Raw genomic sequence first — 22,216 nt, forward strand, 5'->3', positions numbered from 1 at the left:
ACCTTGAAATAGGGGGCTATTTTGGCTCCCTATATTTTTTACTCGGGAATGGTAAAATAAAACTTACTCCCCTGACCAATTACGCTTTCCCCCCAAATCTTCCCCCCGTTTTGCTCAATAAACTCCTTGGAAAGCAAGAGCCCCAAACCGGTACCCATTTCACCCGCAGTGCCTTTGGTGGAGACGGTCTGCGCATCGAATAACTTGTTCAGGTTTTCGACCGAAATGCCGATACCATTATCGGCGATACAAATTTGGGAAAAGCCCTTTTGGCGGATACTAGTCAGTGTAATCGTGCCCCCTTGTCGGGAAAACTTGATGGCATTCGACAACAAGTTGCGGGCCACCAGATCAATCATGTTTTTATCGGCAAGCACCTGTAAATCTTCTTCGATGTGATTGATGATGGTAATCTCTTTGGCCTGGATTTGTTTCTTAAACATGTTGGTTTTTTCATCCAGCAATTCCTGAATGTGGAATGCTTCGGGCAGCACGGCGATGCCTTTCATCTGGGTTCGCGCCCAGGCCAGGAGGTTGTCCAACAAACTTTGAATGCTGTTGATGTTGTGCGCCAAATCGGGGAGCATACTGCGGAATTCAGCTTCCGACAACAATCCCTCGTTTACCAAATCCAGGCTTCCGACCAAACCAACTACCGGACTGCGCAAATCGTGGGAGATGATGGAAAACAGGCGGTCCTTAAAGCGGTTGTTTTCAGCCAACTGCACGGTTTGTTCCTGGATTTCCTGGTTTTGCCGACTGATTTCGGCATTTTTTTGCACCAATTCCTCGTTGATAAATTTATCCTGCTTGCGTTTTTGGTAAATAAAATAAGTCAAAATACCTACAAACAAGAGCGCGGCAAACAGCGAAGAACTTAAAAAACGCTCTCGGTCAAGGTTACGTTTGTTCTCCAATTCTTCGCGTTTTTGAAGTTCGAGTAATTGTCGCTCTTTGAGGTCAAATTGGTATTTGGCTTCTAAATTGGCCGTTTTGTTGTTGATCTCCTCATTAAAAAGACTGTCTTTTAAGGCATATTGCTCGATCAGGTAGGGGTAGGCCAGGTCGTATTTTTGTTGCTTTTGGTAAATTTTGGCCAAGGTACTGGCACATTTCATGCGTTGTAAGCTGTTGTTGGCTTCTCTGGCAATTTGATAGCTGGATTGGGCAATGGCAATGGCTTCATCCAGTTGATTGTTGTTTAGGTACAAAGAAGCTAGCGTCAGTTGGTGTACTGCAACAATGATGGGTTTGTTCATTTTGCGCGCCAACTGAATCCCTTCTTTTATGGTAATCTTGGCGGCGGTGTATTTTTTTAAAGCGACCTGCACGATGGCTACATCGCCAAGGGTATTGCTGATCTGTTCTGGAGTGGCCTTGATTTTTCTACGAATGAATAGCGCTTCCTGAATGTAATCTAAAGCCGATGTGTACTGTTTTTTTTCCACCAAGACCCAGGAGATGTGGTTGTACGCATAACTTAGGCCCTCCTGGTGATTCGCTTTTTCAAAATGATCTTTGGCCTTGTTGAAATACTTGAGCGCATCGTCGAATTGTTTTTGGTTGAAACGAACCACTCCGAGGTTGTCGTAACAAAAGCCAATGCCAACAACATCATTGATTTGGGTGGAGAGATTCAGCGCCTTGAAGTACCAGGTAAGGGACTCGGAAAATAAAAAATAGTGGCGGTAAGTCAACCCGATGAAGCGGCAGATTTCGGCTTCCCCCTTTTTGTAGTTTAGTTTTTTTGCTAGTGCAATGCCCCTTTGACCATACTTTACGGCGGAGAGCATATCCAGGTTGCGGTATTGCCAACAAAGCGCTGCGTACATCAAAACTTTGTGGGTATCGGGCGCAGATTTAGGCAGGATTGCCAACAGGCTATCAATGGTTGGAGTCGTATTGACTGGGGGCTGAACATCATTTTCCCCAGCCCATAATCCAAGATACAGGCAACAAAACACAATACCAAGCAGCGTTCTGAAGGCCAATTTGAGTTCAATATTGAGTGAACAATACAAGCGATTGCTCCCGGATCATTTCAGGCGCAATCGCTCAAAGCTTTACAGGTGTAAGCGTTCTTTACGAGCCAGAAGCACTACTTCCTCTTCCTCACGCTCAGGATCAGCCACACAACAGTCAACCGGACATACTGCGGCACACTGTGGTTCCTCATGGAAGCCTACACATTCTGTACATTTATCGGGTACAATATAATAAAATTCATCCGAAACTGGATTTTGCTTGTCGCTTGCATCCACTACACTACCATCTTCCAGCGTGTAATCGTCGGAAATGCTGGTGCCATCGGAAATGGCCCACTCTACACCACCCTCGTAGATTGCATTATTGGGGCATTCGGGTTCGCATGCACCGCAGTTGATGCAATCATCGGTAATCATTATTGCCATGGGTCAGAGAATTTTCAATGTAAACGACCAGAAACGTGCCCTGGTTCAGTTGATTAAAATTTAGGCGCAAAAATAAAAGGAGTTCGCATTAATTTCATAAAATCTACCAATGTAGTGGGCAAAAAATAAGTATTCATTTTTTCTGAGTCAAAGGATTAGATAAAAAACTTAAAATGAACCGTTTATTTATCTAATCCTTTGACAAAATGAAGCACTTATTTTTTTGTCGCCCCAATTCGATTTTATTTAGTCTATTTAATTTGAGGAAAGGACTAGTCCATCAAAAAGTGTCATTAATTATAATCTGGTACTTATCTTTGCGCGCTTGCAAATCGTCCCCCAAACCATTCCACGCTATGTCAGAGAAAGTGACGCCTTTAATGGATCAGTACAACAAGGTGAAAAATAAGTACCCTGATGCAATCCTCTTGTTCAGAGTAGGGGACTTTTATGAAACCTTTGGCAGTGATGCGGTGACTGCGTCCAAGGTATTGGGCATCGTGCTCACCAGCCGCAACAACGGGGGCAACGACACTGAATTGGCTGGTTTTCCCTATCATTCGCTCGATTTATATTTGCCCCGCCTGGTGCGCGCGGGCTATCGGGTGGCCATTTGTGAACAACTGGAAAAACCTTCTCCACTCAAAAAAATCGTCCGTCGCGGAGTCACCGAAGTGATTACTCCGGGGGTAGCCGTGGATGACAAACTGCTCGATCATCGCTCCAATAACTTTCTGGCTGCTTTGTATTTTGGACGCAAAGACGATTTTGGGATAGCCTTCTTGGACATATCCACTGGAGAGTTTTTGGTCAGCGAAGGAGATTGGACTTACATTGATAAGTTGTTGCAAGGCTTCAATCCTTCCGAAGTCATTTTTTCCAAAGACCGCCGCAAGCAGTTCGAAGCTCGTTTTGGCGAAAAATTTTACCTCTATACCCTCGATGAATGGGTTTTTACCACGGATTACGCCCGCGAAAAGTTGCTCAAACACTTCGAAGTGCAGAACCTCAAAGGTTTTGGGGTGGAAGACATGGAGCTGGGGCAAATCGCTGCCGGTGCTGCCTTGCATTACCTGGAGAGCACCGAAAATAAAAACCTCAAACACATCTCAGCCATCACCCGCATCCACCAGGATCGCTATGTGTGGTTGGATCGCTTTACGATTCGGAACCTGGAGTTGTTGTCCAGTCCCCACGAAACCGGGGTCTCGCTACTGAAAATTCTGGATCAAACCGTATCGCCGATGGGCGCGCGTTTGCTCAAAAAATGGATGGTACTTCCCCTCAAGTCCAAAACGGCTATCGACTCCCGCCTGGAAATGGTGGCTTATTTTTTGGAAAATGATGAAAATGCCCGCACAGTAGAGCAATACCTGCGGCAAATGGGGGATTTGGAACGCCTAATTTCAAAAGTCCCCCTCGGCAAAGTCAACCCACGAGAGTTGGTACAGCTCAAAAAAGCCTTAATGGCCGTGGCGCCCTTGCGCGCAATGCTGACGAGTACCGGCCATGATGAACTGGCAAAAATTGCCGATGGACTAAATCCATGTCCTGGTTTGGTAGAGCGGATTGCCAAGCAGATCGTGGATGAACCTCCCGTCAACCTGAGCAAAGGTGGGGTTATTGCCGATGGATTTTCTACGGAATTGGATGAACTGCGCCACGTCATCACCCACGCCAAAGAATTGCTCCAGGGCATCCAGGAAGCAGAAATCGAACGCAGTGGCATTCCCAGCCTCAAAATCGGCTTCAATAGTGTGTTTGGGTATTATATGGAAGTGACCAACAAATACAAAAACCAGACCCCACCCGAATGGATGCGCAAACAGACCCTGGCCAACGCTGAACGTTTCATCACAGAAGAACTTAAGGCACTGGAAGCCAAAATTCTGGGCGCAGAAGAACGCATTTTAGACCTGGAAGATCGTTTGTTCCAGGAACTGGTACTCGACCTCAATGACTACATCCAGCCTGTACAACACAACGCTACGCTGCTGGCGCGACTAGATTGTATAATCGCCTTTGCCAAAGTAGCAACCCGGCACCAGTATTGCCGCCCCCAGCTCAGCGAAGGCCTTGAAATCGATATTCGGGAGGGGCGTCACCCAGTGATTGAACAACAATTGCCCCTGGGAGAACTGTACGTACCCAACGACGTGTACCTTGACCACGAACACCAACAAATTCTGATGATCACCGGGCCCAACATGGCTGGTAAATCCGCTTTGCTGCGCCAAACCGCCCTCATCTGTCTCATGGCACAAATGGGGGCATATGTGCCCGCCAAGTCGGCACATCTGGGGATTTTGGACAAGGTGTTCACCCGGGTTGGCGCTTCAGACAACATTTCCTCTGGGGAGTCGACCTTCATGGTGGAGATGAACGAAACGGCCAGCATCATGAACAACATTTCGGACCGCAGTTTGATTTTGTTGGACGAAATTGGGCGGGGTACCAGTACTTATGATGGGATTTCTATCGCCTGGTCGATAGCGGAATACTTGCACAACAACCCTTTGGCGCGGCCCAAAACGCTATTTGCTACCCACTACCACGAGTTAAATGAGTTGTCGGAAAAATTTTCCCGCATCAAAAACTACCATGTGGCGACTAAAGAAGTCGGGCAAAAGGTGATTTTTTTGCGAAAATTGACCGCTGGTGGGAGCCAGCATAGTTTTGGCATCCATGTGGCGAAAATGGCGGGTATGCCCAAAATGATCGTGGAACGGGCCAATCACATCCTGGAACAACTGGAGCAAAAATCCATAAATCAGGAAAGTATGCACGCTGATGGCCCCAATGTCGAAAAACCCAAAACCAAACAAATCAATACCGAAGCCCTCCAACTGAGCATCTTTGAAACGGTGGATCCTATGGCAGGTCAAATCAAAGCCCTGTTGCAAGAGGTGGACATCAATACGATGACGCCGATTGATTGTATGCTGAAATTGCGGGAATTAAAAGGCATGATCGAGTAGTGGCAGCCCTGCGTGGCTGCCCTGCGTGGCTGCCCAACGGCAAGGGCAACCACGCAGGGTTGCCCCAACGGCAAGGGCAGCCACGCAGGGTTGCCCCAACAAAAAAAGCAGCCCGAAGGCTGCCCCCTAGAAGTTTGGTTTTTGGAGTATTGGGGAATAGAAAGGGAAAAAAACTGGGGGCCTGGGGCCCTGGGATTTAGTACACTGGGGAATGAATATTTAGTGTAGTGTGTTCAGCTTTTGGGATATTTAATCTTTTGACGGCGGCAATTGCTAAAGTCACAAACAGAAAATTTTTTTCATGAAAATTGCATTAATTGGCTACGGCAAAATGGGCAAGGCCATCGAACAAATTGCCCAGCAACAAGGACACGAGGTGGTACTGCGCATCGATGTGAACAATACTGCAGACTTTACACTGGAAAACCTGCGTAAGGCAGACGTAGCCATTGAGTTCACAAGGCCCGAAACGGCGTTTGAAAACCTCAAAAAGTGCCTCGAAGCGGGTACTCCCGTGGTAGTGGGTACGACGGGATGGGTACAGCATCTGGAAGAGGCAAAAGCCTGCTGCGCCCAATACAATGGCGCCTTGTTCCATTCCTCCAATTACAGCATTGGAGTCAACATCTTTTTTGCAGTGAATCGTTATTTGGCTCAAATGATGAGCGCACACCCCCAGTACGAAGTACGGATGGCCGAAACCCACCATACCCAAAAACTGGATGCGCCCAGTGGTACGGCGATCACCTTGGCGGAGGGGATCATGGAACAAATTGGTCGCAAAAAGCAATGGGTCAATCACAAATCGGAAGGTGGTGATGAGTTGAGCATATTGTCTTACCGCGTTGATCCAGCTCCGGGTACCCACGAGATTTATTACGAATCGGCGATCGATAGCATCGAAATCCGCCATACTGCCCATTCACGGGAAGGATTTGCCAGCGGTGCTGTGCAGGCCGCAGCCTGGTTGGTAGGAAAAAAAGGAGTTTTCGGCATGACCGATCTTTTGGGCTTCTAACACTCAAACAAGCTCTAAAAACAGGATAATGAAAAAATTGCGCTGGCTGGCCCTATTGCCCCTGATATTTGCCTTGTACTTTGGGGGGATCATGCTGCATGGAACCTTGACGGATTACCAACCGGAACCCATTTTGCCCGCTGAGGTTAAAGCCCACGCCAAAGAAAAAGTGCTGGCAGACAGTGTGATTTCCTTGCTCATCTGGAACCAGGGGTACGCAGGCTTAGGTGCTGAAGCTGACTTTTTTTACCAGGGCGGTGGTTTTTTTACGTCCCGAGGCCGGATGGTGCGCCCACCCAAACAGCTCGTCGATCAGTACTTTGCGGGCACTACGGCGGCGGTCAACACCTATCAAGCCGATTTCTACCTGTTTCAAGAAGTGGATTATGCCTCCAAGCGCAGTTATTACCGGAACCAGTTTACAGCCATGCAGCAAAAAGTTCCTGGCTTTTTTGCGGCCTACTTTCCGAATTACATCGCCCAACGGGTGCCCGTGCCTGTATTGGAGCCCTGGAATGCTTACGGCGCCGTAAACAGTGGTTTGGTAACCTTTTCCAAGTATGAGCCTGCCGAGGCCCAACGTTTGCAATTGCCTGGCAAATTTGGCTGGCCCAAACGTCTGTTTATGCTGGATCGTTGCCTGGGTTATACGCGCTACAAAACCAGTTTTGGCAAAGACCTGGTGGTGATCAACATCCACAATGAAGCCTTTGACAAAGGAGGCATCAAAAAACAGCAGGAGGCTTACCTGCGTGATCTGGCGCTGCGCGAATACCAAAAGGGGAACTATGTCATCGCCGGGGGCGATTGGAATACCTGCCCGCCCTATTTGGCCCACGATGTATTTATGAAGGACAAAAAGGCTAAAGACAAGGGGCAAAACATGGACCCTGGGCTATTCCCCAGCGATTGGCATTGGATATATGACCCGACGGTGCCGACCAACCGCAACAATGACCGACCATATCAGCAATACAAAACTTATGTAACCTTGATTGATTATTTCCTGGTTTCGCCGAATCTACAGGTGAAAAAAATCAAGGGGATCAATCAAAACTTCCGGTTTTCGGATCATCAGGCGGTGTGGATGGAGGTGGAATTAACCCGTTGAGGGCTACACTAGTTCGGCGATTTTTTCGAGGAGCCAATCGCGGGAGGCTATGTTTTTGGTTGATTCTACCTCTTGTTTGAGTACCAACAATTTCTTATTGTCAGATGGGGGCAAGCTGATCAATTTTTTGGTGAACTTGATCAGGTTTTTATACAAAATTTTCCTGGGGATGGGAATTTCATTGTTTCGATTTAAGTATACCCTGAAGCTTTCCAGCAGAGAGGAAAGTGGATCTAGTTCACCTACTTCATAGTAGGCTCCAATGAGTGTTGATTTGGCAGCAAGGTTAGTAATGTAGTCATTGTATTCAACTTCCTGAAGAATACTGATCACCTTGGGATATTTTTTTTGATATAAATAAAGCTGGGAAAGGTTAAATGACAATACATTTTCCCTGATTTCTTTAGGTAAAATATTTATGTATGTATTGATGAACTTTTCAGTCCATTCATATTCTCCACTACGTAGGCCAACCACCACAATATTTCTGAATTCCCAAGATTCCAAACTACCTTGATGCTCAAAAAAGTTTTTATCAATAAGCGTTTTGTATACACTAAAAAGTTCTTTAAGAAATTCACTATTGCCTTGATTAATTTGGGCTACACAATAATTTTGAGCTGAGTCATAAAAGCTTTTTTCCTGGTTTTTTGGAAAAAAATGGGATGAATCCTTTAATAATTCCAAAAACTTGTAATAATGATTTAACTCTTGTGGATCAACATACATTTTTAAGATCTGGTAATAGATCGAGACGAATGGAATGGATTGATAGTCATCTAATTCTGCAAAGTTGATTACCTTTTCAATCAAGGATATTTCATACTCATGTTTTGCTACTTTTTTACGGGACAGCACTTCACAATATATTTTTAGTTTTTCTCCAATATAAAAAAAATCCAATAATTTTGAAATATGCTCGTGGTTTGTTTTATCTGTCTTTTTTTCTTCAAAGTCACTGGATAAATCATCATAGGCGGTCTCTATCAAGAACTGACCTAAAAAATAGTTGCCGTCTCGATAAGGGGTTTTGTTGGGAATATCCTTGACGGTTTTTAAAGTCGAATTGTGCAGTTTTTTTAATTTCTTTTTTTTGATAGAGCGCAATAGATAGGTCTGAGCAGCTAGTGTGTCAGATTCGAATTCCTGCTGAATCAAATACTGCTCAATTAATTTTAACAAATCAGACTGATACTTTCTCAACCTGGCATCGTCATAAGGAAGTTCAGGGACCAAGGTATCCCAGATTTTTTCTTTGGTCCAAACTTTGTTGGTAGGATCATTGATTTCTTCAGCCATCAACTCAAAAAGAGCAAGCACCACCTTGTCTTTGTTGAAATAAGGTGAGCTGATGAACTTGCGGATGCGGTTTTGTTCCAACTTATCAAAGTGGGTCAGTATTTGGAAAAGTTTAAAAGTTTGCATCCCTTAACATTTGATTTACAGATAAGAATGAATGCTTGATTGTCGCATAAAAATTAATACTGGTACGGTTTTTGCGACCACCTGTTCGAGGGGGCAAAATAAGGAAACTTTTCTTTTTTTTCCTTTGACATTTTTTAGACAATTCAGTAGAGTGTCGTATCTTAGCCCCAAAGTATTGTGTCGCGTTTTTTAGCAATGATGTAAATCCATGAAACCATGAATGTATTTCTACCAAAAACTGTATTGTATACCCTTTGTAGGGTATTTCTGTTCTTGTTAGTACCCTTGATGTTATCAGCCCAACTTAAACAACTCGATTCTTTGGTCACCCTTCAGGATACTCCTTCCAAAGTGATTTATGAAGGGGTAAGTAGCTCTGGTGTAATTGCTGCTCCCAATCATGGGCAAGCTTTCCTGGATGGCTCGATGACCGTAGACGGTGCAAACGGGTCTAAAATCTTCACTTTAATTTATCGACCAAATCCTGGATATATCGGTCTGGATACTTTTACCTATTTTGTAAGAACCTGTACAGCAGGCAACAACTGTTTTAAAGAAGTGACGGTAGCAGTGACCATTAAACTATCAAAAGTTGATGCGTATCCTGATTTGTACTACATTCCTTCTGCTGCGACACCCGTAAAGTTGAATGTACTAACCAACGATATTTCGAATGTAGGAGGACTGGAAATTGTCAGTGTATCCACGATCAACAATGGCACATCCAAAATCACCAAAGGTGATCCCAATATCGAATTCCAGGCCAAACCTGGCTTTTTCGGTACAGCAAAATTGATTTATACGGTATGTGATAAAGTGGGCTCTTGTGATCAAGCTTCCGTAAGTATTTTTGTGGACCGCAACGACCGCTCCAAGCCGGATACCGTTAAAATATTTACGCTCAAAAATGAAAGTGCACCCGTACTGATTCCAGCAGTATATGGGGTTACGATAGATCCTCAGCATGGCTTTTTTAATGGCGAACTGGATGTTCCAGTGTATACGCCTAATCCAAACTTCAAAGGGCTGGATTATCTGACCTTTGAAGACGGCAATGCAAAAATTGTAGCCGAGATAGAAGTCTTGGATCAGGTACGCAACAAATTTGCGGTTGATGATCGTGCCGACGTATTGCCGGGCAAAAACGTGGAAGTTGATGTTTTGCAAAACGACGGGTACGTCTACGGTGCTGGTTGTATTGAATATGTTCAACCCAAATATGGTCAGGTTAGTTATGACAGCCGCAACAAAGGAATTTTTACCTACAAGGCACCCAATGGTTTTATTGGGGTCGATCAGTTTACTTATAAAAGTTATCCTCCTGGATGTGGTGGGGTAGCTGAAGAAGCTACGGTATACGTCTACGTGAGCAATTACGAACCAGCTTATCCCAAATTTTTGATGAGCACGGCAAAGTCCACCCCCTTGGTCATTGCGTACAATGTGCCAATTGAAAATTATACCTTCAATATCGTAGCCCAGGCCAAACAAGGCAAGGTGCTTTTCTTCCCAGGTTCAGTTGACCAGATTATTGCTGGTCGCCGGATTTTGGGTTACAACCTTCTGCTGTATGTGCCCAACCTTGGTTACACCGGCCTGGACGCTTTCGAAGTCTCTTATTGCCCAGCGGATAGCAAAGATTGCAAAAACCGCAAGAGCATCAAGGTGGAAGTAGATGTGCTCAATGTGGGCAGTCCCATTTTGCCATCTTGTATCGATGATTGTGTATGGGCAGGTGATACCAATCAGGATGGAATTGTAGACCTGAATGATTTGTTGCCACTCGGCCTCCACATGGGTGAAGTTGGTGTTGCCCGTGGTAATGCTGATTTGAATGAATGGTACGGCCAGCATGGCAGCGATTGGAACAATCCGTTTGTGACCGGTTATGACCTCAAACACCTTGATACGGATGGAGACAGCCTGATCATGGATCGGGATACCCTGGCCATCAGCAAGTTTTATGGCAATACCCACTCCTTTGTCCCTACTGCCATTCCCTTTTACAACTATGAGATTCGAATCGTGTCCAATCAGGAATTGGAACCGGGTAAACCATTTGAATTTGATTTGGTAATTGGGGATCAAAAAAATCCGGTAGTGGATTTGTATGGCTTTACTTTTGCGTTGCCATACAATTCCAAGTTGTTTAAACCGAATTCTTTTACGGTCAGTTTCAATGAAGACAGTTGGTTGGGCTACAACTCACCTGTATTGAGTATGACCCGAGACAACAATAAGGGCTTGCTGGAAATGGCCTACACCCGAACCAATAAAGTTTTGGTGAGTGGGTATGGTCGGATCGGCAAAGGTAAAGGTGTGGTGATTGATGCAATCGACGGCTTTAGTTTGCCTGATGATGGCGATGGTGAAACAGTTATCCGCTTTGAAGGTGGTACTGGCACAGGTATCTCCAGCACCGGTCAAACCTTTGGCATCCGGGTAGCGCCTTTTGAATTGAAATTCAAAAAGACGGGAACCAAACCAACTATTCCAAACTTGGGCCGACCATTGGAGCAAAAACAACCTTCGGTTCGTTTGTTCCCCAACCCGGCTTCGAATGTAGTGCGTTTAGACCTGCGCAATGGCGCAACCTTGCAACGACTGCAAATATTCAATGCCCTGGGGCAAATGGTACACAATAGCCTAGGTAATGGCAATCCTTATGCAGAAATTGGCGTAAGCCACTGGATCGAAGGAATGTACGTAGCCAAGGTGTTTACCGACAAAGGAGTATACAGCGAGAAATTTGAGGTTTTAAAATAAAGCCTTAAACCAGTGGCATAATTTATTTTTTCTCGCATGTGTAATAATCGTAGCCTCGGCTGCGTTTCCTTCAGCAAAGGGCGATAAAAGTGAACACTTATTTTCGCCCCACTACTAAGCTTATTATTCGTGGAATTATAATCATTGCTAGTGAGAGCCGTGCAGTCTGATGCGCGGCTTTTTTTGTTTGCAACAATTTCTTCCTTCAAGGTGTTGAAAGTAGAAATTGTAATAAAAATGTCATTGACACTTGTTTTCTCCAAAAGAAAGTGAAATATTTGTATTGCACTAAAGTGAAAGGTGGTAAGGACTACGAATGGCAGGAAAAGCTATAGTGCAAGTCTGGAAGAGTAGGCGCTCTCCCCTCAAATTTGGATATGTTCATGGGATTATAATTATCGTACGGCCATGTCAATTGCGACATGGCCTTTTGGTCTAAAAGCTTTTATAACTTGTTCTTCTCGATCATATCATTCAGCTCATCCCGATAGTTTTTCCCAATCGGCAAATGTTTGGGCAGATTCTTTTCCATTACTTCTACCATATTGCCCACAATGGCATTGATCTTATCGATGTTGATGATGTAGGAGCGGTGAATGCGTTTGAAACGTACTGAAGGCAGTTTGTCCTCCAAACTCTTCATGGTTTGTAAGGTGATCACTCGTTGGTTTTCCATGCGAATGATGACGTAGTCTTTTAAACCTTCAATGTAAATGATATCGTGGTAATTGACCTTGATCAGTTTTTTGTCGGCCTTGACAAAGATGTAATCAGGATGATCCGTGCTTTCAGTAGCATTAGAACTGGCTGCACCAGGTTCGTTGCGCTGGAGTTTGATCTGCTCCACGGCCTTATTGACGGCTTTGATGAATCGCTCCAGTGAGATGGGTTTGAGCAGGTAATCCAGGGCATTCAACTCAAAGCCCTCCAATGCATAATTGGGATAGGCCGTGGTAAAAATGACCAAAGGTGGCCGGGTAAGGGTTTTTAAAAAATCAATCCCGGTCAATTGGGGCATCTGAATGTCCAGGAACATCAAGTCAATGTCTTGATTTTTTAGGACTTCGTTGGCCTCTAGGGCATTGTTGCATTTTTGGACCAGACTCAGCTCAGGAAACTTTTCTACATAAGTTTCTAATACATCTTGAGCCAACGGTTCGTCATCTACGATGATTACTTTGATCATGACCTTATTGGGTTATTCGTCTAATTCAATCATCAAATCGACAATGTACGTTTTAGGGTTATTGTCGATTTTAAGTTCGTAATGGTTGGGATACATGAGGTTAAGTCTGCGGTGTACGTTGACCAAACCAATCCCGCCACTGCGTCGGTTCGGGTCTGCAATGGGTACTTTTTCGGGTTTGCTGTTTTCAATCGAAAAATACACCGTTTGTTGATCCGCCTGCAGGAGCACGTTTACAAATCCTCCGTTGGTAATATAGCTATTTAATCCGTGTTTGAAGCTATTTTCCAAAAAAGGGATAAACAGCAGTGGCGCAATCTTTTGTTCACTGATCTGCCCCTCTACGGTGAAGCTGATGTTCACAGTATTGCCTTGCCGCAACTTTTCCAAATCGAGGTAATTTTGCAGATATGCCACTTCTTTGCTCAAAAGTACACGCTTTTCGTTGCAATCATAGAGCATGTAGCGCATCATTTCCGAAAGTTTGATGACAATCTCGGGTGCCCGGTCCGATTTTTTAAGGGTCAGCGCGTATAAGTTGTTGAGGGTGTTGAATAAAAAATGCGGATTGATCTGCGATTTTAAAAAACGCAGTTCAGATTGCATGGTTTCGGTTTCCAGCACTTGTTTTTCGCGCAAGTAATAAAACCAATCGGTGACAATTTTGAATATCGTTGAGCCAGTTGCAAATAAAAAGTGAAACAAAAAAAAGGCCAATTGGGTCTGTTGAATTCTTTCCTGCTCGACGGGGTACTGGGCAAATTTGAAGTAAAAAATCAAGGTCTTAATGGGTGTAAGGACCAAGACGACGACTACAAGCAACAAGGCATAGGTCAAAAAGCGGTTTTGTGTGAGGTAATTCGGAATGAGGTACAATAGATTAATGTACACAATCAACACCGAAAAAAAAATCGTGATCAACTCATTGGTGATGGTAAAAAAGAACCCATGCTGCGTACCTTCCATGATGGTGAGGATCAACAATACGATGGCCCAAAAAAGCATGTGGTATGCTCCTCGGGCAGAAAAAATAAGATCGGTGATTCTTTCACCTGATTTTAAAGGGTTTCTGATAACCGTTTCCATAGTTGAATTGTTGGCGACGCCTAGTAGGATCAAGCGCCTCCAAATTATAGGATAAACTAATCAACAAAATAGTACTTTTGTAGCGAAAAAAGTAGTACTGCATGAAAGCTTACATTTTTCCTGGACAAGGTTCCCAGTTTGTGGGAATGGGAAAAGACTTATACGAGAGCGACGCGAGCGCAAAATCCCTTTTTAATCAAGCCAATGAAATCTTGGGTTTTTCGCTCACGGATGTAATGTTTGAAGGGAGCGAGGAAGACCTCAAACAAACCAAAATCACCCAACCGTCCATATTTTTACACTCTATCGTCAAAGCACATTTGGCAGGAGATACCTTTCAGCCCGATACAGTGGCGGGGCACTCCCTGGGTGAATTTTCGGCACTGGTTGCCGCCAAAGCATTGTCGTTTGAAGCAGCACTGATACTGGTGTACAAACGTGCTATGGCCATGCAAAAGGCTTGCGAAATTCAGCCAAGTACCATGGCAGCTGTGCTGGGTTTGTCCGACGAAAAAGTTGAAGAAATCTGTGCTTCCATCAGCGATGACCTGGTCGTACCTGCTAATTACAATTGCCCCGGTCAGTTGGTGATTTCTGGCACCATTTCCGGCGTAGAAAAAGCAGTAAATTTGTGCAAAGAAGCGGGAGCACTCAGAGCAATTTTGTTGCCAGTAGGGGGGGCATTCCATTCTCCCTTGATGCAACCTGCCCAGGAAGAATTGGCTGCGGCGATTCATGCAACCGTGTTCGCTGCACCGCTTTGCCCCATTTACCAAAACGTGAATGCTCAGGCAGAAACCGATCCCGAAAAGATTAAAGCAAAGTTGATTGAACAATTGACGGCTCCGGTGCGCTGGACCCAAACCATGCAAAACATGATCCAGGCAGGTGTAACGGAGTTTGTAGAGGTGGGTGGTACTGGAAAGGTATTGCAAGGCTTAGTGAAAAAGATTGATCGTGCTTTTCCGACAAGCGCATTATAAACGACGATTAACCCACGACCAACCCATGGATTTATCCGTGGGCTATCCGTGGGCTACCGGGCAACTATTTTCCTATGAAGGCGCTAAAAGCTGGTAAAATTCTGTTAGCGGAACCCTTTATGTTGGATCCAAACTTCAAAAGGGCCGCTGTATTGCTCTGTGATCATGGGGATGATGGTAGCATTGGCTTTGTCATCAATCGCCCCTTGAACCACCGGATCAACGCCATTCTGGAGGATTTTCCGGAATTTGATGCTGAAGTTTTTTTTGGTGGCCCGGTAGAATCTGAAACTACCCTTCATTACCTGCACAATGTAGGTGACCTTTTGGAAGGAAGCATCAAGGTTTCCAATGGGTTGTACTGGGGCGGGGATTTCGAAAAGCTCAAATTTCTGATCTCTTCAGAACTGATTGAACCAAGCAACATTCGTTTCTTTTTGGGCTATACTGGTTGGGGCGAGGGGCAACTGCACGAAGAAATAACTACGGGTTCCTGGGTGATTGCCGATACCGATGCCAATTATTTGTTCAAAATGGATCCAACCGAACTATGGCAGGAGATCATGAAGAATAAAGGAAGAACGTATACCGTCATTGCCCAAATGCCAGATTCGGCAAATTGGAACTAATGCATTATTTTATTTTTAGGATAAAACCCACTTTAAAGACATTTTCAATGCTGATGCGCGGGTCGTGGCGCAGCATCTTCCGCAGGCGAGAAATGAACACATCAAAGCTCCGGCCTAAAAAATAATCTTTTTCACCATAAATCCTTTCTACTGCATCGTCGCGGCGCAAGATGTTGTTTTGGTGCAGGCAGAGCAGGCGCAATACCTCGTTTTCCTTTTCCGTGATGCGTTCTACCTGATCACCGTACACCAATTCCTGGCGCTTGTAGTCAAAAGAATAATCCCCAATCTGGAATTGTACGGGCAATTCAGTACTGACTTGTTGTTGATTTCGGCGCAAGATAACGGCTATTTTGCACAACAACTCTTCTTCGTCAAAGGGTTTGCTGATGTAGTCCTCTGCGCCCAGTGCATAGCCTTTAAGGCGGTCTTCTTTTAAAACGCGGGCAGTCAGGAAAAGGAAGGGAATGTGCTCGTTTTCCAGGCGGATTTGTTTGGCCACCTGAAAACCATCAGTATCGCCCAACATCACATCCAGAATACAGAGGTCAAAGCTATTTTTTTTGAAGTGATCTAGTCCATTTTCGCCATTCCGCGCCAACTTTACGGTATGTCCTTCAGACTCCAGCAATTCCATTAGTAAAAAACCTAGATTCAAGTCGTCTTCAACCAGCAGAATATTTCCTTTGACGGCCATAACCCCTTTTATTTAGTAGGAAAACTCATTGAAAAACAAGTGCCTTGTTTTTGGGTGCAATCTACAGCTATGGCCCCATTGTGAAGGTCGACAATTTTTTTGACGTAAGCCAGGCCCAGGCCAAACCCACTAAAACGTTTGGCTGTTGCTTCTTCCCCGCGGTTGAAGTCCTTAAAAATGCTAGACAAATCACTTTCGCAAATACCCAGGCCATTGTCGCGAATGGCCACCTGGATATGCTCATTTTTGACAACTTCCAAGGCTACCTGAATATTGGGTTTGACCTCGCAGTATTTCAAGGCATTGTCAATCAGGTTGCGGAAAGCATTGCGCAGGTGCAATGCATCGCCAGTCATGGGCGGCAAAGCACCTTTCACTTCCAGTTCCACTACGGCCTCTTTTTCGCGGATCAGAGGGGTCAGGTCTTCAATGACTTCGCGGATCAAAAGCTCTAAATCCAGACTATGTCGTTGTAATGGATTTTTGTTGAACTCCAAACTGGCCATTTGTAAAAAACGCTCAATTTGATGAATCAATTGATTGCTTTCTTTGCCAATGACTTGTAATATTTGATCGTCTTTGAGTTCCGGTTTTTTGCGGGCCAACAAATTGGCGGCTAACTTAATATTGGTCAGAGGTGTTTTAAATTCATGCGCCATGTGGTTGAAAAAATCGATGTTTTGATCGAACAAGCGCTTTTGCTTCAGCAAGTAATAACTGGCTGCAAAAAATACCAGCAGGATGACACTCAGGATCAGGACGGAACTGCCAATCATCACATTCAATTGCCCCAAGAGGTAACTTTGTTTGGTGGGGAAACTCAGCTCTAACCTGCGGGTATCATCCACGACCAAGGGATCCAGGGCGCAGGAATAAGCTTTAGCCTTGGAGCCATTATTTTGATCAGGATTGATTACATTTACGTTATAGGGCAGGTTGATGTCGTAAAAAGCCAGGGAACGATCCAGATTTTTGCGCAATTGTACGTCGCTGAGGATCATACTTTCGGAGACCGCGTCGGCACAACAGCCTTCTTTGCTGTTGGCACAGGTCATGCCTACGGTACTTTTTAGCGGCTCCTCGGCGGTAGTTTGTACGGCATTGCAGAGGGCCATGTCTACCCGATGCTCAAATTGTTCGTCCAGCAACACCCGTGAATAATTCATCCAACGCACCTGGATGGCAATTAAACCCAGCAGCGCAAGGCAGGAAGCAGCAATGACTATTTTTATTCGATTCGTTCTCATAGGGCGATAAAAAAATAAGTGTTCATTTTGCCAAAGGATTAGATAAGTAAACGTTCCATTTTAAGTGTCTTATCTAATCCTTTGGCTTAGGAAAAATGAACACTTATTTTTGCCCACTACATAGGCTTAAAACATGTAATCTGCTACAAAAAAACAGGAAAAAAACCAAAGCTAGGTCATTTTAACAGGCGCTTAACAAGTGAATAACAGGCATAAAACACCTCGATCGATCCTGGCGACTTACTTTTGCACTGTTCAAAGCGAACAATACCGGCAACCCAGCGGATCTGGGTGAATCATTTTTTAACCAAATCTCATGCGTTACTCATTTTTAATCCTCTTCGCGCTGATGTTCATGGGTATGAATGCCCTTAATGCTCAAACTTGCTGCGACAAAACCAAGGCTAGCACCACTTCTACTGCCAGTGTTTCTGAAAAGAAAAGCGGCTGTGATATGGCTAAAGCAACTGCCAGCACTGCGTCCACTAGTCATTGCAGCGAGTCGGCCAGCACTGCTGCCAAAACGCCAGCTAGCATTGCTACTTTTGTTAGTGGTGGTGTAAACGCCAAAACAATGGCTGTGGATTGTGATCCAAGCAATTGTGACTTAAGCAAGTGCGACCTGAGCAAGTGTGACCTTACCAAATGTCTACCATCCGGAGCGATGAAAGCTTCTACTACTAAAGCTGCAGCGAAAACTACAAAAGCCACGGCAGCGTTGTAGTGATCTTGAAAGTTCGAAGGTGCCAGGAATTAATGGGTTGAGGATTTAAGGGTTTATGCAATTATTTTGGCCGAATCAGGCTGGAATTGTACTTTTGCCCCGAACCCTGGAACTCAGTAACTCTGAAACCTTCGAACTTACAAAGTATGCTGCCTGAACAACACGCCATTCGCGAAAGCAATTTTCAACTACCTGGCCAAACCGCATTTTATCGGGGCAAGGTACGTGATGTATATACCCTTACTGATCAATTGTTGATGATCGCCTCCGATCGTATTTCTGCTTTTGATTACGTCCTCCCGCGACCCATTCCTTACAAGGGCCAGGTGTTGAACCAAATTGCCGACCATTTTTTAAAAGCCACCGCAGACATTGTCCCCAATTGGTTGATTGCTACCCCCGATCCAAATGTAGCAGTGGGGTATGCTTGTGAACCTTTTCGGGTAGAAATGGTGATCCGCGCCTACTTGGTAGGGCATTCTGCGAGGGTTTATGCGAGCGGTGAACGAAGCCTGTGCGGGGTATCCCTGCCGGAGGGCCTGCATGAAAATGACCGCTTTCCCCAACCCATCATCACCCCCGCAACCAAGGCAGAAGAGGGCCACGATGAAGACATCAGCCGAGAAGACATCATGGCCAAAGGAATTGTGAGTGAAGAAGACTACCTCCAGTTAGAAGCATATACCCGGGCACTCTTTCAAAGAGGCACCGAAATGGCCGCCAAACAAGGTTTGATTCTGGTTGATACCAAATATGAATTTGGCAAAAAGGATGGCAAAATTTACGTCATCGACGAAATCCATACCCCCGATAGCTCCCGCTATTTTTACCTGGATGGTTATGCCGAACGGCAGGCCAAAGGTGAACGTCAAAAACAACTCTCCAAAGAATTTGTCCGCGAATGGCTGATTGAAAATGGCTTCCAAGGTAAGGAAGGGCAGACTATACCGGACATGTCCGATGAATTTGTCTGGGAAATTTCGAATCGCTACATCGAGTTGTACGAGCGGATTACGGGAACGGATTTTGTGAAGGCGGATACGGAGGATATTCAGGAACGCATTGAGCGGAATATTTTGAATTGGCTCAATTGAGAGTGCAGGACAAAATTGAGCTCATTGATGACAGATTTCGGGTTTTGGATAAAAGGCTGCCGAAACCCGAAATCAGCCATCCGAAATCAATACCCTTCCAAATACCCTTGCAAATAACCATACCTCGGCGTCAATTTCCCTCCCTCAGCAATCGTCGCCCGCTCCAATACCTCACTTTTTTCCTTCAACAACTCTGGCAAGATCCGATAAATAAACATCGATCCAAAAGCCGTTGAAGCATCCCGGGGCAATTCATTCGGCAAGTTGTCGATGCTCATTACATCAATACAATGCTCCTGATAGGGTACACATTCCGCTTCAGTAAAAGGATCGTAGCCAAAAACGGGATCGGCAATGGTTGACGCTTTCAGGGTAGCTGGGATGGAAGAAATCGGCGCAAGATCGCAGGTTATATCTGCAATCACCCGAATGCGGAAATCTGGCCTGCGCAGGTCTTCTTTTGTAAAAAATGCCGGAGCCCGGCTGTTCCAAAAAATCCCGTTGATCATCACATCCGCCGCTTGGAAATAGGGCTCAAAGATGCTGCGGTACTCCTCGGGGTGACTGTGAAAACGAGGTTTGTCAAAATGATGCCGATCCTTTCGCCCGGCATAATCTTCCGAATGCAGGATGGTAAACACGGGTTCTTTAAACTCCTCCATCAAAAACTCGATGGGATCCACTTCCCGGATGCCCATATCGCGCAAAACGACCGCCGCACCAATACCGACTCGGCCACTTCCCGTGAGCACAATTTTGATTGGAGGCCAGGGGGTGTTTTTGTAGAGGTCAATGGCTTCAGCGTAATCTTTACAATCTTTCATGCGCTTGAGCTGGAACTTACCAGTGCGTTGAGCATAAGTCCACAAAGCATTGTGGGCACCGACCATCCCCGCAAATTTGCCAAAAGCAATCAGGCGTTGCCCTTGTTCATCGGTCAACACTTCGTAGTCGATCAGGCGGATGTTTTTGGCCAAAACGGCTTGCAACAATTTTCGATTGTAGGTTTGTTCCTTGATGGTATGAGAGAAAATAAAGTAGGTTTTTTCGGGTATCAATAGGTCGACGGGGACTTCTTTGACGCCCATCAATAGGTCGCAGGAATGCAAGTCTTCGGCCAACTCGATACCCGCATGCAGGTATTCTCCATCAGCAAAACAACGCCCCTCAGAGGGCTGAACAAGGATGTTTACCGGGAACTCCTTCTGTGCCAACGCACAATGACTCGGATTCAGTGGAACCCGTGCGTCTGGTGGCACTTTACCTTCCCGGATGATGCCAATTTTTAACATAAACTATTTCTGGTTAGGGTATATATCCTGCAATATTACGTCAAAAAAAGGTTACTCGTCTCCTTTGAACATGACGAATCAGGGCATAAATGTAATTTCGATGTTTGGATTTATTCAACATTTTTGAGGGACGGAAATAAAATAAAGTTGCAAAGTTGGCTCAACTATTTTTTGATTTGGCAAGGCACGACGAAGGCGCATAGTAAACCTACGCAACTGAGGAGTAACGCAGCAAAATCAAAAAAGAGTCAGCCAGATTGGAACTTTATTTTATTTCCGTCCCTAATGAACCATAACCCATTAAATTCACAACTGCTATGTGTCGGATCCTTATCCTGTTTTTTGTTTTGATTGCAGGCGGTACAACTTTTGCTCAAACCACTGAAGATCAAATAAATGTTTACCTGGATTGCCCGGGCTGTGACCTCAACTACGTCAAGAACGAAATCAAGTTTGTCAACTATGCCAACGACCCTCTGCGGGCACAGGTACACATCTTGGTCAGCACTCAAACCACCGGCAGCAGTGGTGCCGTTCACCAGCTTGAGTTTTTGGGTAAGGAAGGTTTTGACGATGACAAATTTACCTTGAAATTCCAAGCCGAACCTACCATGACTGACCTGGAAAAACAGCAAGGGCTGGTGCGCACCCTCAAGCTGGGTTTGGTCCCTTTTGTAGCCCAAACCCCAATGGTATCGAGTATGGATTTGGAGGTGAAGAATCAGGAGAAACCCAAAGAGACGATTCCCGTGGGCAAAGGCAAAAAAATGCTGGATTCCTGGCTTTTTGAAGTGTTTTCCAATTTCAATTGGGACAAAGAATCCTTGCGGAGCACCTTTGATTTGCGCTATGGGATGCACGTGGAGTATGTGACTCCAGAATGGCGGATTCGAATCGATCCCAATTTTTATTTTCAGGAAAGGGTCGTGCGCACCGATGAAGAAGAAATCCGCTCTTACCGCCGCCAGAACGGGTACAATGCCAAAGTGGTCAAAAGTTTTGGCGATCATTGGTCGGTAGGGGTTTTCAACAATATTTATTCCAACACCTATAACAATGTCAAGTTTGGAATGTGGCTCGCCCCAGCGATAGAATACAGTATTTTACCCTACTCCGATGTCGTTACCCGAGAATTCACGGTAGCCTATCACATTGGCCGCTTGCACAATCGTTATTTTGAAGAAACCATTTTCCTGAAAATGGAAGACGAGGTATACAGCCATGTAATGGATGTCAATTTGCATTTGCGGCGGCAGTGGGGCGACGTCACCATGTTTATGCAAGGCAGCTGTTTTCTCAACGATTGGTCGCGCAATCACTTGTCGATCAACGGTAGGGTAGGGTTGCGGGTTTTTAAAGGGATGACCTTCAACATGGGCGGCACCTTCCGCATTGTGAATGATCAAATTACTTTGCCCCGTGGTGATACAACTTTAGAAGATATTTTATTGGGCCAAAAACAATTGGCGACAGCTTACAATTCCAATGTCAATTTTGGGGTGCGTTATACTTTCGGGGCTTTGTACAACAATGTGGTGAACACCCGTTTGTAAAAGTGTTGAGGCACGG

The 22,216-nt window shown here is 45.1% G+C and carries 17 protein-coding genes; 9 read left to right on the top strand and 8 right to left on the bottom strand.

Annotated features, from left to right (window positions below):
* Nucleotides 1-38: 38 nt before the first annotated feature.
* Both ACEW9O_RS27030 and ACEW9O_RS27035 read right to left on the bottom strand, forming a co-directional pair.
* Nucleotides 39-1,991 carry an ATP-binding protein gene (locus ACEW9O_RS27030; protein WP_373553351.1) on the bottom strand — a complete coding sequence of 651 codons (1,953 nt, stop codon included), beginning with the start codon at nucleotides 1,989-1,991 and terminating at the stop codon, nucleotides 39-41.
* 72 nt (nucleotides 1,992-2,063) lie between these two features.
* Entirely contained in the window at nucleotides 2,064-2,411 is a 348-nt protein-coding gene (locus tag ACEW9O_RS27035; RefSeq protein ID WP_373553352.1) for a 4Fe-4S dicluster domain-containing protein, read from the bottom strand.
* A gap of 356 nt (nucleotides 2,412-2,767) precedes the next feature.
* Between ACEW9O_RS27035 and mutS the strand changes: the two genes are divergently transcribed.
* The 3 genes from mutS to ACEW9O_RS27050 all read left to right on the top strand — a co-directional run bounded on the left by mutS (nucleotide 2,768) and on the right by ACEW9O_RS27050 (nucleotide 7,518).
* On the top strand, nucleotides 2,768-5,389 hold the full coding sequence (gene mutS, locus ACEW9O_RS27040; protein ID WP_373553353.1) for a DNA mismatch repair protein MutS: 2,622 nt from the start codon (nucleotides 2,768-2,770) through the stop codon (nucleotides 5,387-5,389).
* 301 nt (nucleotides 5,390-5,690) lie between these two features.
* Nucleotides 5,691-6,407: a 4-hydroxy-tetrahydrodipicolinate reductase gene (gene dapB / locus ACEW9O_RS27045; protein WP_373553354.1), complete on the top strand. Its 717-nt coding sequence runs from the start codon at nucleotides 5,691-5,693 to the stop codon at nucleotides 6,405-6,407.
* A 28-nt stretch (nucleotides 6,408-6,435) separates the two neighbouring features.
* Nucleotides 6,436-7,518 carry an endonuclease/exonuclease/phosphatase family protein gene (locus tag ACEW9O_RS27050; RefSeq protein WP_373553355.1) on the top strand — a complete coding sequence of 361 codons (1,083 nt, stop codon included), beginning with the start codon at nucleotides 6,436-6,438 and terminating at the stop codon, nucleotides 7,516-7,518.
* A gap of 3 nt (nucleotides 7,519-7,521) precedes the next feature.
* On the opposite strand, the gene ACEW9O_RS27055 is transcribed toward ACEW9O_RS27050, so the two are convergent.
* A complete protein-coding gene (locus ACEW9O_RS27055; protein WP_373553356.1) occupies nucleotides 7,522-8,943 on the bottom strand; it encodes a hypothetical protein in 1,422 nt (473 codons plus the stop codon).
* Between the two features lie 216 nt (nucleotides 8,944-9,159).
* On the opposite strand from ACEW9O_RS27055, the gene ACEW9O_RS27060 reads away from it, so the two are divergent.
* Nucleotides 9,160-11,709 (top strand): Ig-like domain-containing protein, encoded by a 2,550-nt coding sequence (locus ACEW9O_RS27060; RefSeq protein ID WP_373553357.1) that lies wholly within the window; start codon nucleotides 9,160-9,162, stop codon nucleotides 11,707-11,709.
* A 445-nt stretch (nucleotides 11,710-12,154) separates the two neighbouring features.
* Here ACEW9O_RS27060 and ACEW9O_RS27065 read toward each other — a convergent pair whose 3' ends face one another.
* Nucleotides 12,155-12,895, bottom strand: coding sequence for a LytR/AlgR family response regulator transcription factor (locus tag ACEW9O_RS27065; protein ID WP_373553358.1), 741 nt, complete (start codon nucleotides 12,893-12,895; stop codon nucleotides 12,155-12,157).
* A 12-nt stretch (nucleotides 12,896-12,907) separates the two neighbouring features.
* Entirely contained in the window at nucleotides 12,908-13,981 is a 1,074-nt protein-coding gene (locus tag ACEW9O_RS27070) for a sensor histidine kinase (protein WP_373553359.1), read from the bottom strand.
* Between the two features lie 101 nt (nucleotides 13,982-14,082).
* Between ACEW9O_RS27070 and fabD the strand changes: the two genes are divergently transcribed.
* Both fabD and ACEW9O_RS27080 read left to right on the top strand, forming a co-directional pair.
* Nucleotides 14,083-14,964, top strand: coding sequence for an ACP S-malonyltransferase (gene fabD / locus ACEW9O_RS27075; protein WP_373553360.1), 882 nt, complete (start codon nucleotides 14,083-14,085; stop codon nucleotides 14,962-14,964).
* A gap of 74 nt (nucleotides 14,965-15,038) precedes the next feature.
* Nucleotides 15,039-15,593, top strand: a complete 555-nt coding sequence (locus ACEW9O_RS27080; protein ID WP_373553361.1) for a YqgE/AlgH family protein — start codon at nucleotides 15,039-15,041, stop codon at nucleotides 15,591-15,593.
* Nucleotides 15,594-15,597: 4 nt separating this feature from the next.
* Here ACEW9O_RS27080 and ACEW9O_RS27085 read toward each other — a convergent pair whose 3' ends face one another.
* Together ACEW9O_RS27085 and ACEW9O_RS27090 are read right to left on the bottom strand one after the other, a co-directional pair.
* Nucleotides 15,598-16,290 carry a response regulator transcription factor gene (locus ACEW9O_RS27085; protein WP_373553362.1) on the bottom strand — a complete coding sequence of 231 codons (693 nt, stop codon included), beginning with the start codon at nucleotides 16,288-16,290 and terminating at the stop codon, nucleotides 15,598-15,600.
* An 8-nt stretch (nucleotides 16,291-16,298) separates the two neighbouring features.
* Entirely contained in the window at nucleotides 16,299-17,537 is a 1,239-nt protein-coding gene (locus tag ACEW9O_RS27090; protein ID WP_373553363.1) for a sensor histidine kinase, read from the bottom strand.
* Nucleotides 17,538-17,853: 316 nt separating this feature from the next.
* Between ACEW9O_RS27090 and ACEW9O_RS27095 the strand changes: the two genes are divergently transcribed.
* Together ACEW9O_RS27095 and ACEW9O_RS27100 are read left to right on the top strand one after the other, a co-directional pair.
* Nucleotides 17,854-18,261: a pentapeptide repeat-containing protein gene (locus ACEW9O_RS27095; protein WP_373553364.1), complete on the top strand. Its 408-nt coding sequence runs from the start codon at nucleotides 17,854-17,856 to the stop codon at nucleotides 18,259-18,261.
* Between the two features lie 146 nt (nucleotides 18,262-18,407).
* The gene (locus tag ACEW9O_RS27100; RefSeq protein ID WP_373553365.1) at nucleotides 18,408-19,355 is read left to right on the top strand and encodes a phosphoribosylaminoimidazolesuccinocarboxamide synthase; all 948 of its coding nucleotides are present in this window, start codon (nucleotides 18,408-18,410) and stop codon (nucleotides 19,353-19,355) included.
* Between the two features lie 86 nt (nucleotides 19,356-19,441).
* Here the strand turns inward: ACEW9O_RS27100 and ACEW9O_RS27105 are convergent, their stop codons facing one another.
* Nucleotides 19,442-20,647 carry an NAD(P)-dependent oxidoreductase gene (locus tag ACEW9O_RS27105; RefSeq protein ID WP_373553366.1) on the bottom strand — a complete coding sequence of 402 codons (1,206 nt, stop codon included), beginning with the start codon at nucleotides 20,645-20,647 and terminating at the stop codon, nucleotides 19,442-19,444.
* Nucleotides 20,648-20,964: 317 nt separating this feature from the next.
* Here ACEW9O_RS27105 and ACEW9O_RS27110 point away from each other — a divergent pair, with 317 nt between their 5' ends.
* Entirely contained in the window at nucleotides 20,965-22,200 is a 1,236-nt protein-coding gene (locus ACEW9O_RS27110) for a hypothetical protein (RefSeq protein ID WP_373553367.1), read from the top strand.
* Nucleotides 22,201-22,216 lie beyond the last annotated feature (16 nt).

Origin of the sequence: Haliscomenobacter sp. (genome assembly GCF_041740695.1) — a bacterium.
Taxonomy (GTDB): domain Bacteria; phylum Bacteroidota; class Bacteroidia; order Chitinophagales; family Saprospiraceae; genus Haliscomenobacter.

What these genes read in the sequence shown, in the direction of transcription:
- ACEW9O_RS27035 (WP_373553352.1), bottom strand. Translation starts at nt 2,411, where the DNA reads ATGGCAATAATGATTACCGATGATTGCATCAACTGCGGTGCATGCGAA.
- mutS (WP_373553353.1), top strand. Translation starts at nt 2,768, where the DNA reads ATGTCAGAGAAAGTGACGCCTTTAATGGATCAGTACAACAAGGTGAAA.
- dapB (WP_373553354.1), top strand. Translation starts at nt 5,691, where the DNA reads ATGAAAATTGCATTAATTGGCTACGGCAAAATGGGCAAGGCCATCGAA.
- ACEW9O_RS27050 (WP_373553355.1), top strand. Translation starts at nt 6,436, where the DNA reads ATGAAAAAATTGCGCTGGCTGGCCCTATTGCCCCTGATATTTGCCTTG.
- ACEW9O_RS27055 (WP_373553356.1), bottom strand. Translation starts at nt 8,943, where the DNA reads ATGCAAACTTTTAAACTTTTCCAAATACTGACCCACTTTGATAAGTTG.
- ACEW9O_RS27060 (WP_373553357.1), top strand. Translation starts at nt 9,160, where the DNA reads ATGAATGTATTTCTACCAAAAACTGTATTGTATACCCTTTGTAGGGTA.
- ACEW9O_RS27065 (WP_373553358.1), bottom strand. Translation starts at nt 12,895, where the DNA reads ATGATCAAAGTAATCATCGTAGATGACGAACCGTTGGCTCAAGATGTA.
- ACEW9O_RS27070 (WP_373553359.1), bottom strand. Translation starts at nt 13,981, where the DNA reads ATGGAAACGGTTATCAGAAACCCTTTAAAATCAGGTGAAAGAATCACC.
- fabD (WP_373553360.1), top strand. Translation starts at nt 14,083, where the DNA reads ATGAAAGCTTACATTTTTCCTGGACAAGGTTCCCAGTTTGTGGGAATG.
- ACEW9O_RS27080 (WP_373553361.1), top strand. Translation starts at nt 15,039, where the DNA reads ATGAAGGCGCTAAAAGCTGGTAAAATTCTGTTAGCGGAACCCTTTATG.
- ACEW9O_RS27085 (WP_373553362.1), bottom strand. Translation starts at nt 16,290, where the DNA reads ATGGCCGTCAAAGGAAATATTCTGCTGGTTGAAGACGACTTGAATCTA.
- ACEW9O_RS27090 (WP_373553363.1), bottom strand. Translation starts at nt 17,537, where the DNA reads ATGAGAACGAATCGAATAAAAATAGTCATTGCTGCTTCCTGCCTTGCG.
- ACEW9O_RS27095 (WP_373553364.1), top strand. Translation starts at nt 17,854, where the DNA reads ATGCGTTACTCATTTTTAATCCTCTTCGCGCTGATGTTCATGGGTATG.
- ACEW9O_RS27100 (WP_373553365.1), top strand. Translation starts at nt 18,408, where the DNA reads ATGCTGCCTGAACAACACGCCATTCGCGAAAGCAATTTTCAACTACCT.
- ACEW9O_RS27105 (WP_373553366.1), bottom strand. Translation starts at nt 20,647, where the DNA reads ATGTTAAAAATTGGCATCATCCGGGAAGGTAAAGTGCCACCAGACGCA.
- ACEW9O_RS27110 (WP_373553367.1), top strand. Translation starts at nt 20,965, where the DNA reads ATGTGTCGGATCCTTATCCTGTTTTTTGTTTTGATTGCAGGCGGTACA.